We start from the raw sequence: 14,133 nt of genomic DNA on the forward strand, positions 1-14,133 counted from the left end.
ATCACGATCAATTAAAGATCGCCAGCTGATTCTGAGAGATCTCGAAGTTTCTGGTTGCCCGCTTATCGAATTCGACCGAAATTGCGGTGCAGATCACGCCTCTGTCGTGTAACGCCTGCGTGAGGTTCGTTTCCTCGTTTCGCGGGAGCGTTTGCACGTGTTTGCCATGGGTACCTTGGTTTTCGGGGACGGGGGAATCAGCGACAAACGCAATGAAGGAAACAAAGAATATGAAATTCCGTGGTATCGCCGCGAGCCGGCAGATCGCCGGCGCCTGTGCGGCCAGCCTGCTCGGCGGCCTGGCCGCAGCTACCATCGCCGCGCCGTCGGCGATGGCCGCACCGGACTGCAGCGCAAGCGCGGTGTCCGGCACCGTCAGCTCCGTGACGGGTGCGGCCCGTACGTACCTGGACAGCCATCCGGGTGCCAATCAGGCCGTGACCACCGCGTTCGGTCAGCCGCGCAACGAGGCCTCGGCCACCCTGCGCGGGTACTTCAACGCAAACCCGCAGGAGTACTACGACCTGCGCGGCATCCTGTCGCCGATCGGCGACGTGCAGCGCACCTGCAATGTCAAGGCGCTCTCGCCGGAGCTGGCATCGGCCTACGACGAGTTCATGGCCGGCTAATCCGGTCGACCCGATGACCAGGCCCGTCGCCGCAGCTCCGCGCTGCGGCGACGGGTTTTTTCCATGCCAGGCCCGCCTTCCGTTTAGACTGGCTCGCATGACTTTGCCGCGACTCGCCGCCGCTGCCGCGACGGCACTCCTCGCCCTCGGCGGGCTGGGTGTCGCGCACGCCCAACCGGACGAACCGCACCACACCGATACGACGGCGCCGGGTCCGCCCGCCGCGCCGGGGCCGCCGCCCGCCGCACCCCTGACCGCGATCGACAAGGACGGCACCTACCAGGTCGGCACCGAGATCCTGCCGGGGACCTACGCGTCGGCGGGTCCCATCGACGGCAGCGCCTGCTACTGGAAGCGCGTCAACAACGATCAGGTTCCCGACAACGCGCTCACCAAGAAGCCGCAGGTGGTTCGCATCGAGGCCACCGACACCGCGTTCACCACCAGGGATTGCCAGCCGTGGCAGCAGACCAACGCCGCGCCGCCGCCTGAGAGCTCGCCCACCGATCTGCTCGGCCAACTCGGCTCGTTCATCGGCAAGGGAATCCTCAGCGGCGGCCCCCGCTAGCCTGGCGGAGTGGTCGACCTCCACCCCGACATCGCCGCACTGCGCCCACTGCTGGGCGTCTGGTCCGGACGTGGCTCCGGCGAGTATCCGACGATCGAACCATTCGGTTACAGCGAGCAGATCGCGTTCGACCACGTGGGCAAGCCATTTCTGACGTACCGGCAGAAGACCACCGCCGACGACGGCCGCCCGCTGCACGGTGAGACGGGTTACCTGCGGGTGCCGTCGCCGGGGCGCGCCGAATGGGTGCTCGCCCATCCGAACGGGATCACCGAGATCGAGGAGGGCACCCTTGTGGTCGACGGCGCGGTCATCGAGCTCGAACTAACCGCGACCTCGATCGGCCTCACTGCTACCGCGAAAAACGTTGCCGCGTTGGGTCGTTCGGTCCGGGTCGACGGCGACGAGTTGGTCTACTCGTTGCGGATGGCGGCGATGGGCCAACCGCTGCAACACCATCTTGGTGCGACCCTGCACAGGACGGCCGAATGACGGCGTCGGACGGCAGGATCGAGGTACCCGCCGACCTCGACGCCGTGACCGCGGTCGGCGATGAGGACCACTCCGAGGTCGACCCTGTGGCGATCGAGCGCATCTGGCAGGCCGCGCGCCACTGGTACCGCGCCGGTATGCACCCGGCGATCCAGGTCTGCCTGCGCCGCAATGGCAAGGTCGTGCTCAACCGGGCGATCGGGCACGGTTGGGGTAACGGTCCCTCGGATCCGCCGGACGCGGAGAAAGTTCCGGTCACCACCGAGACCCCGTTCTGCGCGTACTCGGCTGCCAAGGCGATCACGTCGACGGTGGTGCACATGCTCGTCGAGCGGGGCTGCTTCTCGCTGGACGACCGCGTATGCGAGTACCTGCCGAGCTACACCAGCCACGGTAAGCACCGCACCACGATCCGGCACGTGATGACCCACAGCGCGGGCATCCCGATCCACACCGGCCCACGGCCGGACCTGCGCCGTATGGATGACAGCGAGTACACCCGCGAAAAGCTCGGTGAGCTCAAACCGCTCTACCGGCCGGGGCTCGTGCACATCTACCACGGGCTGACGTGGGGGCCGCTGATCCGCGAGATCGTCGGCGCCGCGGCCGGACGCAACATCCGCGACATCCTGGCCTCCGAGATCCTCGAACCGCTGGGTTTCCGGTGGACGAATTACGGCGTTGCCGCGCAGGATGTTCCGTTGGTTGCGCCCAGCCATGCGACCGGCAAGGAGCTGCCGCAGCCGGCCGCGACGGTGTTCCGGCTGGCGGTCGGCGGGTCGCTGTACAAGATCATCCCGTTCTCCAACAGTCCTCAGTACCTCACCAGCGTGCTGCCGTCGTCGAACACCGTCTCGACCGCGTTCGAACTGTCGCGGTTCGCCGAATTGCTCAGGCGCGGTGGTGAACTCGACGGTATACGGATCATGACACCGGAGACGCTGAGAGCCGCCACCGCGGAGTGCCGGCGACTGCGACCCGACGTCGCGGTCGGCCTGGCGCCGCTTCGCTGGGGCACCGGTTTCATGCTCGGCTCGAAACGGTTCGGCCCGTTCGGCCGCAGCGCCCCGGCCGCGTTCGGGCACACGGGTCTGACCAACATCGCGGTGTGGGCCGATCCGCAGCGCCGGCTCGCCGCGGGCGTGATCAGCAGCGGCAAGCCGGGCCCGCACCGCGAGTCCAACCGCTACCCGGCGTTGTTGGACGCGATCGCCGCGGAGCTGCCGCGAGACTGAGCTTGTGCGCGACAAGGCTGCGGAATCTCGCGCATATCTTCAGTTTCGCGGAGTCGACTCCGGGCGCACACCGCGGTAGAAGCCGCGCCAGACGATCCACGGCATCAGCACGCGATCGATGGACCACCCCGGGAACCGGAACGCCTGACCCTTCGGGGTGAACACCTCGAGCCCGTCGGCCTGCGGTCCGAGCACCGAACCCCAGCGCCGGGTCGCCGGCCGGAAGGCCCGCAGCGGCTTGCCGGCGAAGTGGGCGCGGATGTTGTGGGCGAGCAGACCGTCGGCGCGGTTGCGGGCCGAACTCCGCAGCGGGTCGGTCGCCGCGACGTCGCCGATGGCGAACACACCTGGTGCCCCTGGCACACGAAGCTCGGCGGTGACCCGCACGAAACCGTTCTCGTCGAGCAACTCGGCGGGAAGCCACCCGGTATTGGGTGTGACGCGGCCGATGGCCCACAGCACGGCGTCGGCGGTCGCCGCCGGTTGTCCGGTGCTCCACTGCACCGGCGCGTCGGTGATCGCATCGCATGCGAAGCCGTCCGGCAGCACCGCGCGGTGACCGGCGTGCAGTCCGACGCCCAGGTCGGTCAGTTGCGTGCCGATCCGCTGCCACACCCCCGGGTGATGGCCTGCGAGGGCGCGGTCCCCCGGAAAGTACAGGTCGACGCGTTTTTCGGGCCATGTCTTCGCCAGGTTGGCGGCGCTGCTGACGGCCGCCGCGCCCCCGCCGACGACGATCACCGAACGGGCGGACGCCAGCCGCTGGTGTGCGGCATCGAGGTCGTGCGTGATCTCCTCGGCGGTCTGCAGATGCGGACGACGCCAGAAGCCGTTCGTGACGCCGGTCGAGATCACCAGCGCGTCATAGGGCTCGACGACATCACCGTCGGCGGTGCGAATCATCACCTTGCGGGCCGTCGGGTCCAAGCCGGTCAGGACGCCGTGCACGGTGCGAACGCGGTCGAGTCCGTTGAAGCGGTGGAACGGAATCCAGTTGTAGCGGGCCCAATCCTGCGGCCTGCTGATGCGCATGCCGAGTTCCTGGCCGCTCAATAGCCCCGGTTTGGCGGAGATTCCGACGACGTCGGCGTGCCGCGCGAGCTTGACCGCGGTCAGCACACCGCTGTCACCGAGCCCCGCGATGACCACCCGCGGGCGACTCCTGCCGTGTCGCATGCGGCCACCCTAGCCACCGGGCAGGCTGCCGACCTCCAAACCCGCCAGCTCGGACTCGCCGTCGAACACCACCCGGCCGAAATCCTTGATCACGCACCGCAACCGGCCGCCGAGGTGCTCGAAGTCGGTGTCGACGTTGCGCCGCTCGGCGGGGAGCGGAACCGGGAGCATGTGCGGATCGAGATGTGTTCCGTCACCGTACAGTTCGACCTCGTACCGAAGTGAGGTCGCGCGCATGCTCCACGTCCCGTCGCCGACGTCGGAGCGCACCCAGGCGGTCGGCGGGGTCATGCGGAGCACCTTGTTCTGAAGCCGGACCACGATGCCGCCGACATCCTGTTTGAGCGGCCCAAGCGCCAGCAGTCCACCGGAGAACGCGACCGAGACGTCGGCGCCACCGAAATCGTGCGCCTGACCCCACCACCACCGCTGTGGGAACCCCGCGCCCCAGTTGCGTTCGGTGTAGAGCTTGGCGCCGTCGAACTCCCACCGGTCATCATCGAATTCCACGGTGCCGGCGGCGGATCCGCCGAGCCGGTACGGATGCCAGTACTGGTTGAGGAATGGTACGACCGATGCGAGCCCGCCACCGGCCAGCGCCTTGGGCCACCGGACCGGATCGTCGAACTTCATGTCGACGCGCACGCCGGGAAGGTCCACGAGCAACCGGTCGTATGTCGCATGGAACCGGCCGTCGTCGGCGTCGAGCCGGAACGGGTCCGCGCCCGCGCTCGCGCCGTCCAGCGCCGCGCTGTACACACGGTCGCCCGGATGCAGCGCGACCGCCGTCGTCGCCCAGTCGCCGTCGGGATGCTTGTTGACGCTGAACAACGCCACCACTACGCGACCCGTCGCCGCATCGGTCAGCCGCCAGAACCAACCCTCCATCTCGGTGCCGTGCGAGGTCAGGGGATCGCTGAACGGCAGATCGGCCCCGGTGCGGCGATACAGGCTGGCGAACGGGCCCGCGATGAGCCTCGTCGCGTCCCTGGTGGTGTCGAGAGCGGTCATGACCGCTGCTTTGACGGTTCGGCCGGTCGGCAAACCCTCACCGGGGCGGATCGAGCCGCACCCGATACATGGACGGCCAGAACTTGCCGGTCAGCAGGTATTCGTCGCCGCCGAGGTGGGCGATGCCGTTGAGCACCTTCTCCGGGTCCTCCTCCTGCCCGGGCCACAGGCCCGCGGCGTCGACCACGGTGTTGACCCGGCCCGTCGCCGGATCGATGCGCACGATCTCGTCCGAGTGCCAGACGTTGGCCCACACCTGACCGTCGACGCATTCGAGCTCGTTCAGATCGCGCAACGGTTGGTCGTCGCGGGTGACGTTGACCGAACCGGTCTCGGCGAATGTCGACGGGTCGTGGAACCTCAGCCGATCGGTGCCGTCGCTGCGGACCAGCCGGTCACCGTCGAGGCACAGGCCCCAGCCCTCCCCGTCGACCGGCGCCTCCCGCACGGGCGTCAGGGTGGTCTTGTCCCACTGCACCGCCACCCCGTCGCGCCAAGTCAGCTCCCAGATGCGGTCACCGAGGACGGTGATGCCCTCGCCGTAGTAGTCGTTCGGCGCGGGCGTCGCCCGCCGCACCGCACCGGTAGCCGGGTCGATCTCGCGCACCTGCGACCTGCCCTTGATGCCCGTACCCTCGTACAGGCTGGGGCCGCTCAGCTCCAGCCCCTGCGTCCACGCGTTGACGTCGTGCGGAAGCTCCGCCAGCACAACGGGTTTGATCACGGGAGCAGGGCCCGACGACCCGGGAGTGTCGCTCTGGGCGGCCGGCGACGGGCCACCGCAGGACACGGTCGCCACCGTCAGCGCGACGACGGCCACGCGGCGGACAACACAGGCATACATAGGGCATATGCCTACCCGATGGACGGGCGTCGCGTGCGGATGGGGCGAAACTGCGTGCTAGGCGGTCAGGCCGACGCGCAGGGTGGCCGGGCCGGCCGAGGGCTTTGTGCGGATTTCGTCATGTGCGTGTCAGCCGGACAGCGCGGCGTCGATCGCGCGGTAGATACGCTGCTCGCTGACCGGTCGCGGAGTGCCCAACTGCTGCGCCCACAGGCTGACCCGCAGTTCCTCGATCTGGCGGCCGATGTCGCGGATGTCGTCGCCGCGGGCACGCGCGGGACTCAACGCCCGCAGCAGTTCGTCGTAGGCGTCTTCGACGGCGTGCACCCTGTCCATCCGCTCGCGGTCGGCGGCTGGCGCGTGCGGCAGCCGTTCCAGCCGCCTGCCGATCGCCAGCAGATAGCGGCTCAGATCGCTCAGATGCGTCGCCCCCGTCGCAGCGACGAAGCCGCGCGGCAGCAACCGGTCGAGCTGTGCGCGGATGTCGGCGACGGCGTCGGCCTGCGCAGCCAACGGCGCCGACGGCAGCGCCACCTCGACGTCGTTGGCCGCCGAGAGCACCTTCTCGACACGAGCGACTATCCCCGCGGTGGTGGACACCAGGTCGACGGCGACGCGATCACGCAACGCCGTGAACTCGTCGCGGGTCCACGCCGGCGCGGGTGCTAGCATGTCGGTCGCGGCGTCGGCGCAGTCCTCGAGCAGCGCATGTAGCGAGCCGTCCGGGTTCGCTCCTAGCACCAGCTTCGTGCGCGGCGACAGTTGACGCTCAACGGTTTTCACCGGTGATGCCACAGCGAGGCGCAACAACCTGCGGGTGCCTGCCCCCATCGACGCCAGTTGTTCGGCCGCCGTGGGGAACACGTGCAGGTCGACGGTGTCGCCCGCATCGACCAGCGCCGGGTAGCCGCGCACGGTGTGGCCACCGACGGTGTTCTCCACGGCCCGCGGCAGCGCATCGAGGTCGTCGGGCCACGCGCGCAACCCGGTGCGGTCGAGGCCACCGGCCACCGCGTCGGCGACCGCGCGCCGGACCGGGGCGGCCAGTTCGTGCTGCAGCGCGTCGAGATCCTTGCCACGTGCGAGTTCCGTGCCGTCGGCGCCTTCGACTGCGAAGGTGACGCGTAGGTGCGACGGCAGCTTGCCGAGGTCGAACGCGTCGATCGGCACCAACACGCCCGTGCGGCGGTGCAGTTCGCGCTGCACGGCCTCGAGCAGCGGTTCCGCGCCAGGCGTGATCGCCGCGAGCACGGCACGCGCGGTGTCCGGCGCGGGAACGAAGTTACGCCGCAACGCTTTCGGCAGCGACCGAATCAGTGCGGTGATCAGTTCTTCGCGCAGAGCCGGGACCTGCCAGGCGAATTCGTCGCCGCCGAGCCGGGCCAGCACCTCGACCGGCACGTGCACCGTCACACCGTCGTCCTCGGCGCCCGGTTCGAAGCGGTAGCTCAACGGCAGCGCCAGGTCGCCGGCGCGCCACGCGTCCGGTTGTCCCGCGGCCGCGTCCTCGGTTCGCAGTAGATCGTCGCGGGTGAACGTCAGCAGGTCGGGTGTGATGTGACGCTGTTTCTTCCACCACGCGTCGAAGTGCCGCGCGGACACCACATCCGCGGGAACTCGGGCGTCGTAGAACGCGAAGATCTCGTCGTCACCGACGAGCAGGTCGCGGCGACGCGCCTTCTCCTCCAGTTCCTCGAGTTCCTCATGCAAGCGCGCGTTGTCGAGGAAGAAGTGGTGACGGGTCTGCCAGTCACCCTCGACCAGCGCATGCCGGATGAAGAGCTCGCGCGCGAGGTCGGGTTCGATCTGCGAGTAACCGACGCGGCGGCGAGGAACCAGTGGCAACCCGTAGAGGGTCACCCGCTCGTAGGCCATCACCGCACCGCGTCGGGCATCCCAGTGCGGTTCACTGTAGGTCCGCTGCACGAGGTCGCCCGCGATGCGCTCGACTGTTTCGGGCTGGATGCGAGCCCCGATCCGGCCGAACAGCCTGCTGGTCTCGACGAGGTCGGCGACGACGATCCAGCGCGGCGGCCGCTTGGTCAGCACCGAACCCGGCGCCAGCACGAACTTGGCGTTGCGCACACCCTGGTATTCGCGGCCGTCGCCGTCGCGCAACCCGATATGCGACAGCAGGCCCGCCAGAAGCGCGGCGTGCACGCTGCCAGGGTCGGCGGGCTCGGGATCGCGGGACTCGGTGACCCCCAGATCCCTTGCAATGCTGCGCAGTTGCCCGACCAGGTCCTGCCATTCGCGGATCCGCAGGTAGTGCAGGAACTCGTCGCGGCACATCCGTCGAAACGCACTGCCGGACAGTTCCTTACGCTGCTCACTCAGATAGCGCCAGAGGTTGAGGTAGGACACGAAATCCGAATGCTCGTCGGCGAACCGGGCGTGCTTCTGCCGTGCGGCCTCCTCGCGGTCGGCCGGCCGCTCCCGCGGATCGGGAATCGACAGCGCGGCGGCCAGCACCAGGATCTCGCGCACACAACCCTCGGCATCGGCCTGCAGGATCATGCGGCCCAGCCGGGGATCGACGGGAAGCTGCGCGAGCCTGCGGCCGACATCGGTGATCACGCCTTCGGTATCGAATGCGCCGAGTTCCTGCAGCAGCTGCACACCATCGCGGATGCTGCGTTGGTCCGGCGGGTCGAGAAACGGAAAGCTCTCGATATCACCGAGATTCAGCGCCGCCATCTGCAGGATGACCGCCGCCAGGTTGGTCCGCAGGATCTCGGGGTCGGTGTAGCGCGGCCGCGCCGCGAAGTCCTCCTCGGAGTACAGGCGGATGCACACCCCCGGCGCCGTGCGACCCGAACGGCCCGCCCGCTGTGCGGCCGACGCCTGGGAGATCGGCTCGATCGGCAACCGCTGCACCTTGGTCCGGCGGCTGTAGCGGGAGATGCGTGCGGTTCCCGGGTCAACGACGTACCGGATGCCGGGCACCGTCAGCGACGTCTCGGCGACGTTGGTGGCCAGGACGATGCGGCGTGCGGTGTGGCCGGGTTGGAACACCCGCTGTTGCTCGGCCGTCGGCAGCCGCGCGTACAGCGGAAGCACGTCGGTGTTGTTGTCGACAAGGCCACCCAATACTTCACGGAGGTCACGGATCTCCCGCTCGCCCGACAGGAACACCAGCACGTCGCCCGGCGGCTCGCTCTCCAGCTCGTGAATGGCGTCGACGATCGCCTCGGTCTGGTCGCGCATCTGCGTGCGCACCACCTCGTGGTCGGGATCGTCGGGATCGTCGCCCTCGTCGACCGGGACCGCGACCTCCAGAGGGCGATAACGTATTTCGACCGGATACGTGCGGCCGGACACCTCGACGATCGGTGCGTTGTCGAAGTGCGCCGCGAAGCGCTCGGGTTCGATCGTGGCGGAGGTGACGATGACCTTGAGGTCGGGGCGTCTCGGCAGCAGTTCACGGAGGTAGCCGAGAAGGAAATCGATGTTGAGGCTGCGTTCGTGGGCCTCGTCGAGGATCAGGGTGTCGTAGCGCAACAGCCGGCGGTCGCGCTGGATCTCCGCGAGCAGGATGCCGTCGGTCATCAACTTCACCAGCGTGCGGTCGCCGGCCTGGTCGGTGAAGCGCACCGTGTACCCGATCGCGTCGCCGAGCGGGCTGCCCACCTCGTCGGCGATGCGCTGGGCGACGGTGCGGGCGGCGAGGCGCCGCGGCTGGGTGTGCCCGATGGTGCCCCGCACGCCGCGACCGAGGTCGAGGCAGATCTTCGGCAGCTGCGTCGTCTTCCCGGAACCGGTCTCGCCCGCGACGATCACCACCTGGTGCTCGTTGATCGTCTTGGCGATCTCGTCGCGGCGCTCACTGACCGGCAGGTCGGGGTAGGTGATGGTGGGCACCGCGGCCGCGCGGGTCGCCACGAGTCCCTCGGCCGCGGCGATCTGTTCGGCGAGTTTGGCGATCTTCTCCGGATCGGCGCCACGCAGCTGGCGAAGCCGCCTGCCGAACCGGGCGGCGTCGCGGATCGTCAACCCGTCGAGGCGCTTGCGTAGTTGCGCGACAGAGGGCTCGGACACTGTGGCCAGGATAGGCGTGCGCTCCACAGGTCGGCGGCCGACGGGGTCCTACGTGGACCGCACCGCGCCACCGGAGGTCGCGTAAGCCTCACGGGCGGAGTCGATCTCGTCGCAGAGGCGCTCGGCGTCGGTGTACAACCCGCCGAAGATGGCCCACTGGGTCGGCCGGTCGAGCTCCCGGTTCTGCACGTGCTCGGTCAACTCGTTGAACGCCGCCCGGCAGCGACGGGCCTGTTCGGTCAGCGGCCGGCCGCTGAAGTCCTCGACAGTGTGCATCTCCCCCGCGGCGGCCACGGCGTCGCGTACGGCCGCCAGCAACGTGCCGTAGCGGCGGAGGAATTCGTCGTGTTGCGCACCCGACTCGTCGCGCGCGACGGCGCGGGCGACCCCCGTGGCCACCCAGCGCAGCTCTTCACCGATCCGCTCGAGCGCGTTGACCGTCACCCTGTGTCCCGCCACCCCGGTGTCCGTGTGGACCAGTAGGCGGCGCAGGTTGAGCTTCGTCGTGCGCACGGCGTGGGCGAGGGTGTGACGCGCCTGCGCGGCCTTGTTCGGCAGGGTGTCGGCGCGCCACCGCCAGTCGCGGGCCTCGTCGTCGCTCACCTCGCCGCCCGAGAGCCCGTCGGCCATATCCGAGAGCAGGTCGATCATCGACCCGCTGACCGATTCGACGGCGTAGCGCACGCTGCGGTACCGCAACGGCGGCGCGACGACCAAGGCCACCACGAGTGCCACCGAGGCGCCCAACAGCACCATCCCCGCGATCGAGGGCAGCGGGCTACCGGCCGACGCGCCACCGGACGGCAGCGCGAACGCTCCGTAGGCGAAGATCGCCGCGACCGCGACGTTGATTCCCTGGCTGCCCAGCCGGTGCCACCGCCCGATCACGAGCGCGACGACGAGGATCGCCGGGAACAGCCATACCGCCACACCCCACATCCAAACGACCGCGCCCGCCAGGGCGATGCCGGCGAGCATGGCCGCCGTGTAGCGGACGGCCTTCGCGACCGAGTCCGCGATCGTGATCTCGACCAACATCAGTGCGGAGAACGCCGCGAAGGTGGCGTGGGAGGAACCGAACACCTCGGTGGCCAAAAGCCACGCAACCGTGGACGCGATGACGCCCTTCAACAACGCGAGCGCGGTTTCGCGATCGAGCCTCACCTGGGTCAAGGCGCGACGCAGACGCGGTATGAGACTGCCGACCACGTCGTGAGGCCTTCCCGCGCACCGCGGGGGTAAACCGTCAGGCCTTGTCGGGGGCCCAGTAGTCGAGCATCTCGGCGAACGTCTCGAACGCCGGAACCGAAACGCCGTAGGTCGCCTCCAGGTGGATGCTGAGCGGGAAGCCGAGGTCGCCGACGCCGTCGATGACGCGCTTGTACAGGTCGACCATCAGCTTGCGCTTCTCCGCCGGTTCGGTGGCGGCGAGCTTGCTGACGAACTCCTGCTCCGCCGCGACGGCCGCGTTGCCCGGATCCTGGATCAGCCAGTTGATCAGGCCGACCTTGCTCTCCATCTTCGGCACGAACCCGAATGACAGCAGGATCTCCGGGCGGTGGTCGGTCTCGGCGGCGAAGTCGCGCAGGAAGCCGACGATTGCGTCCGAGTACAGCAGCTGGGTCATGCCGTAGGTGGCGCCCTGATCGCACTTGAACCGGAACCGGCCCTGTTCGCCGTCGCGGGTCGGGATGAGGATCGCCCCGCGGTTGGGCACCAGATCGGAGTAGATCGACAGCGCATCGGTGGGTGCGACGCCGGTGCCTTCGCCGTCGTTCATCGTGCGCGGAACCCCGACGAACGCGATGCCGTCGAATCCTGCGCTGGACAGGTCGGTGAGCCGACGGCGCAGCGTCGGTTCGTCCATGAACGCGGTGACCTGCGTGCACAGGCCGTTCATCCCGGACAGTTCGGGGGTGATGACCGCCCAGAAGTCGAGCACGTCCATCTTCGGCTTCATCTCGATGGGACGGTCATCGTCCTCTTCGATCATGCCGGGAATCATCACGTGCCGGATGCGGCCGTCGAGACCCGTCTCGGCGGAGCATCGCAGCACCTTCTGCGCATCCTCCAACGCCTGCTCGTGTCCGCGTTCGACGTTCGGCGGCACGAGTTCGAGCGCGATGGTGTTCAGCGTCACCGGGCTGCTCCTCATCCGACGGTTGGTTCCCGCGCGCGGCAGGTCCTCGCTGACCCGATTTTTTCCAATCCCGCGCTCCCTCGGGAAGCCTCACCATACAGACAGTGCGTTCCGGCGCCGCCTCTCGAGGGCTCGCAGCCGATTCCCAGCTCTCGATCACCTACCTGCCGACTGCGGTTGGTACCAACGGAGCCATGACACCCGGACGACAATGCCTGGACACCGCCGAAGGTGTTCTCATCGCTCTTCGACACTGCACGGTCGACGAGGCGTTTCGCGAGATGATCCGCGCGGCCCAACAACATCAGGTGCCGCTGTTCACGCTCGCCGATGCGCTCGTCACGGCTGCGGGCGGCAAGGCGGAATGCCCGAATGCGGCGGCACGGACCGCGGTGCTCGCCGAATGGGGTGCGCTGCTGCAGACGCCCGCTCGGTTGTGAATCCAGCGACGCGATAGCGGCCCCGAACCGTCGCCGGTTTCACAAACGAAGAGGAGCCGCGGCTGCTCGTACTGTGGATGGAGTGAGCCTCGCACCCACCGCCGTCACCTTCGCCGACCGTTATGCCAGCGACCTGCCCGAGTTGGCGGTGCGCTGGCAGGCCGAGGCGGCGCCCGATCCGCGGCTGCTTGTCCTCAACGAACCGTTGGCCGCCGAACTCGGCATCGACGCGACCTGGCTGCGCGGACCGGACGGGCTGCGGCTGCTGGTCGGCACGCAGGTGCCCGGCGGGGCCACTCCAGTCGCGCAGGCGTACGCCGGACACCAGTTCGGCGGATACGTGCCGCGGCTGGGCGACGGGCGCGCGCTGCTACTGGGCGAGCTCACCACGACCTCCGGCGAGCTGCGCGACCTGCACCTGAAGGGGTCCGGCGCGACGCCGTTCGCCCGCGGCGGCGACGGGTTGGCGGCCGTCGGACCGATGCTGCGCGAATACATCGTCAGCGAAGCGATGCACGCGCTGGGAATCCCGACCACCCGGTCGCTGGCCGTGGTCGCCACCGGACGCCCGGTGCAGCGCGAGACGCCGCTACCGGGGGCCGTGCTGGCGCGGGTGGCCAGCAGCCATCTGCGGGTCGGCACGTTCCAGTACGCCGCGAACACCGGCGATATCGATCTGCTGCGGCGCTTGGCCGACCACGCGATCGACCGGCACCACCCGCAGGCCGCCGAGGCGGGCAACCCGTATGTCGCGCTGCTGGAGTCGGTGATCGCGGTGCAGGCGGCGCTCATCGCGAAGTGGATGCTGGTCGGTTTCGTGCACGGCGTGATGAACACCGACAACATGACGATCTCCGGCGAGACCATCGACTACGGGCCGTGCGCGTTCATGGAAGCCTACGACCCCGACACCGTGTTCAGCTCGATCGACTCGTGGGGCCGCTACGCCTACGGCAACCAGCCGGCCATCGCGGTGTGGAACCTGGCCCGGCTGGCAGAGGCCCTGCTCCCGTTGTTCGCCGACGACCAGCAGCAGGCGATCGCGATCGCCGAGGGCAGCCTCGCCGGCTTCGCGCCCAAGTTCCAGGACGCCCTGTCCGCGGGCATGTGCGCAAAACTTGGCCTGGCGGAGAAGCCGGACGAGATCGCGGTGCCGCTGATGAACGATCTGATCGCCCAGCTGCACCAGAGCCACGTCGACTTCACCTCGTTCTTCCGCCAGCTCGGACACGCCGCCCGCGGCGACGACGAGCCCGCGCGCGGACTGTTCCTCGACTTGCCCGCCTTCGACGAGTGGCTGGCGCGCTGGCACGCATTGCGGCCCGACGCGACACTGATGGACCGCGCCAACCCGGTCTACATTCCACGCAACCATCTGGTCGAGGAGGCGCTGACCGCCGCGACCGGCGGTGACCTCGAGCCGCTGTACCGGCTGCTCGACGCCGTGACCGCGCCGTACGACGAGCGTCCCAGGCTGGCGCGCTACGCCGAGCCCGCGCCGGAGGATTTCGGGAAGTACCGAACCTTCTGTGGGACCTGACCGGGCGGCCCTAGACTGCG

The 14,133-nt window shown here is 68.9% G+C and carries 13 protein-coding genes; 6 read left to right on the plus strand and 7 right to left on the minus strand.

All coding sequences use genetic code 11. The features are described 5' to 3' along the window. Window positions 1–7 precede the first annotated feature (7 nt). Complete coding sequence (locus A5650_RS27365) at window positions 8–373, minus strand: hypothetical protein (RefSeq protein ID WP_231992633.1); 366 nt, start codon at window positions 371–373, stop codon at window positions 8–10. On the opposite strand from A5650_RS27365, the gene A5650_RS15130 reads away from it, so the two are divergent. The 4 genes from A5650_RS15130 (at window position 315) to lipE (ending at window position 2,924) form a co-directional block, all read left to right on the plus strand. After that, entirely contained in the window at window positions 315–629 is a 315-nt protein-coding gene (locus A5650_RS15130) for a heme-binding protein (RefSeq protein ID WP_231992631.1), read from the plus strand. The genes A5650_RS27365 and A5650_RS15130 overlap by 59 nt on opposite strands. Before the next feature lie 97 nt (window positions 630–726). Beyond that, window positions 727–1,197 (plus strand): Rv1352/Rv1906c domain-containing protein, encoded by a 471-nt coding sequence (locus A5650_RS15135; RefSeq protein ID WP_067292900.1) that lies wholly within the window; start codon window positions 727–729, stop codon window positions 1,195–1,197. Between the two features lie 9 nt (window positions 1,198–1,206). Next, a complete protein-coding gene (locus tag A5650_RS15140) occupies window positions 1,207–1,689 on the plus strand; it encodes a peroxynitrite isomerase (RefSeq protein ID WP_067292903.1) in 483 nt (160 codons plus the stop codon). Continuing rightward, the gene (gene lipE, locus A5650_RS15145; protein ID WP_067292906.1) at window positions 1,686–2,924 is read left to right on the plus strand and encodes a lipase LipE; all 1,239 of its coding nucleotides are present in this window, start codon (window positions 1,686–1,688) and stop codon (window positions 2,922–2,924) included. The genes A5650_RS15140 and lipE overlap by 4 nt, the downstream gene beginning before the upstream one ends. Before the next feature lie 39 nt (window positions 2,925–2,963). Here the strand turns inward: lipE and A5650_RS15150 are convergent, their stop codons facing one another. The 6 genes from A5650_RS15150 to A5650_RS15175 form a co-directional block, all read right to left on the minus strand. After that, window positions 2,964–4,100, minus strand: coding sequence for an FAD-dependent oxidoreductase (locus tag A5650_RS15150; protein WP_067292909.1), 1,137 nt, complete (start codon window positions 4,098–4,100; stop codon window positions 2,964–2,966). Window positions 4,101–4,109: 9 nt separating this feature from the next. After that, a complete protein-coding gene (locus A5650_RS15155) occupies window positions 4,110–5,111 on the minus strand; it encodes a tocopherol cyclase family protein (RefSeq protein ID WP_082950773.1) in 1,002 nt (333 codons plus the stop codon). Between the two features lie 37 nt (window positions 5,112–5,148). After that, the gene (locus A5650_RS15160) at window positions 5,149–5,955 is read right to left on the minus strand and encodes a glutaminyl-peptide cyclotransferase (RefSeq protein ID WP_067292912.1); all 807 of its coding nucleotides are present in this window, start codon (window positions 5,953–5,955) and stop codon (window positions 5,149–5,151) included. A 129-nt stretch (window positions 5,956–6,084) separates the two neighbouring features. Then, complete coding sequence (gene hrpA / locus A5650_RS15165; RefSeq protein WP_067292915.1) at window positions 6,085–9,993, minus strand: ATP-dependent RNA helicase HrpA; 3,909 nt, start codon at window positions 9,991–9,993, stop codon at window positions 6,085–6,087. A gap of 48 nt (window positions 9,994–10,041) precedes the next feature. After that, on the minus strand, window positions 10,042–11,157 hold the full coding sequence (locus A5650_RS15170) for an FUSC family protein (RefSeq protein ID WP_067292919.1): 1,116 nt from the start codon (window positions 11,155–11,157) through the stop codon (window positions 10,042–10,044). A gap of 82 nt (window positions 11,158–11,239) precedes the next feature. Continuing rightward, window positions 11,240–12,133: a mycobacterial-type methylenetetrahydrofolate reductase gene (locus tag A5650_RS15175; protein ID WP_067292923.1), complete on the minus strand. Its 894-nt coding sequence runs from the start codon at window positions 12,131–12,133 to the stop codon at window positions 11,240–11,242. A 194-nt stretch (window positions 12,134–12,327) separates the two neighbouring features. Here A5650_RS15175 and A5650_RS15180 point away from each other — a divergent pair, with 194 nt between their 5' ends. Together A5650_RS15180 and A5650_RS15185 are read left to right on the plus strand one after the other, a co-directional pair. Next, the gene (locus A5650_RS15180) at window positions 12,328–12,573 is read left to right on the plus strand and encodes an ANTAR domain-containing protein (protein ID WP_067083832.1); all 246 of its coding nucleotides are present in this window, start codon (window positions 12,328–12,330) and stop codon (window positions 12,571–12,573) included. Between the two features lie 82 nt (window positions 12,574–12,655). Beyond that, window positions 12,656–14,113: a protein adenylyltransferase SelO gene (locus A5650_RS15185; RefSeq protein ID WP_067292927.1), complete on the plus strand. Its 1,458-nt coding sequence runs from the start codon at window positions 12,656–12,658 to the stop codon at window positions 14,111–14,113. The last annotated feature ends 20 nt before the right edge of the window (window positions 14,114–14,133 follow it).

This window comes from Mycobacterium sp. 1164985.4, assembly GCF_001668575.1.
Classification (GTDB): domain Bacteria; phylum Actinomycetota; class Actinomycetes; order Mycobacteriales; family Mycobacteriaceae; genus Mycobacterium.

Bases quoted from the DNA above. Each gene is read 5' to 3' on its own strand.
- A5650_RS15135 (WP_067292900.1), top strand. From the start codon at position 727: ATGACTTTGCCGCGACTCGCCGCCGCTGCCGCGACGGCACTCCTCGCC.
- lipE (WP_067292906.1), top strand. From the start codon at position 1,686: ATGACGGCGTCGGACGGCAGGATCGAGGTACCCGCCGACCTCGACGCC.
- A5650_RS15150 (WP_067292909.1), bottom strand. From the start codon at position 4,100: ATGCGACACGGCAGGAGTCGCCCGCGGGTGGTCATCGCGGGGCTCGGT.
- A5650_RS15155 (WP_082950773.1), bottom strand. From the start codon at position 5,111: ATGACCGCTCTCGACACCACCAGGGACGCGACGAGGCTCATCGCGGGC.
- A5650_RS15160 (WP_067292912.1), bottom strand. From the start codon at position 5,955: ATGTATGCCTGTGTTGTCCGCCGCGTGGCCGTCGTCGCGCTGACGGTG.
- A5650_RS15180 (WP_067083832.1), top strand. From the start codon at position 12,328: ATGACACCCGGACGACAATGCCTGGACACCGCCGAAGGTGTTCTCATC.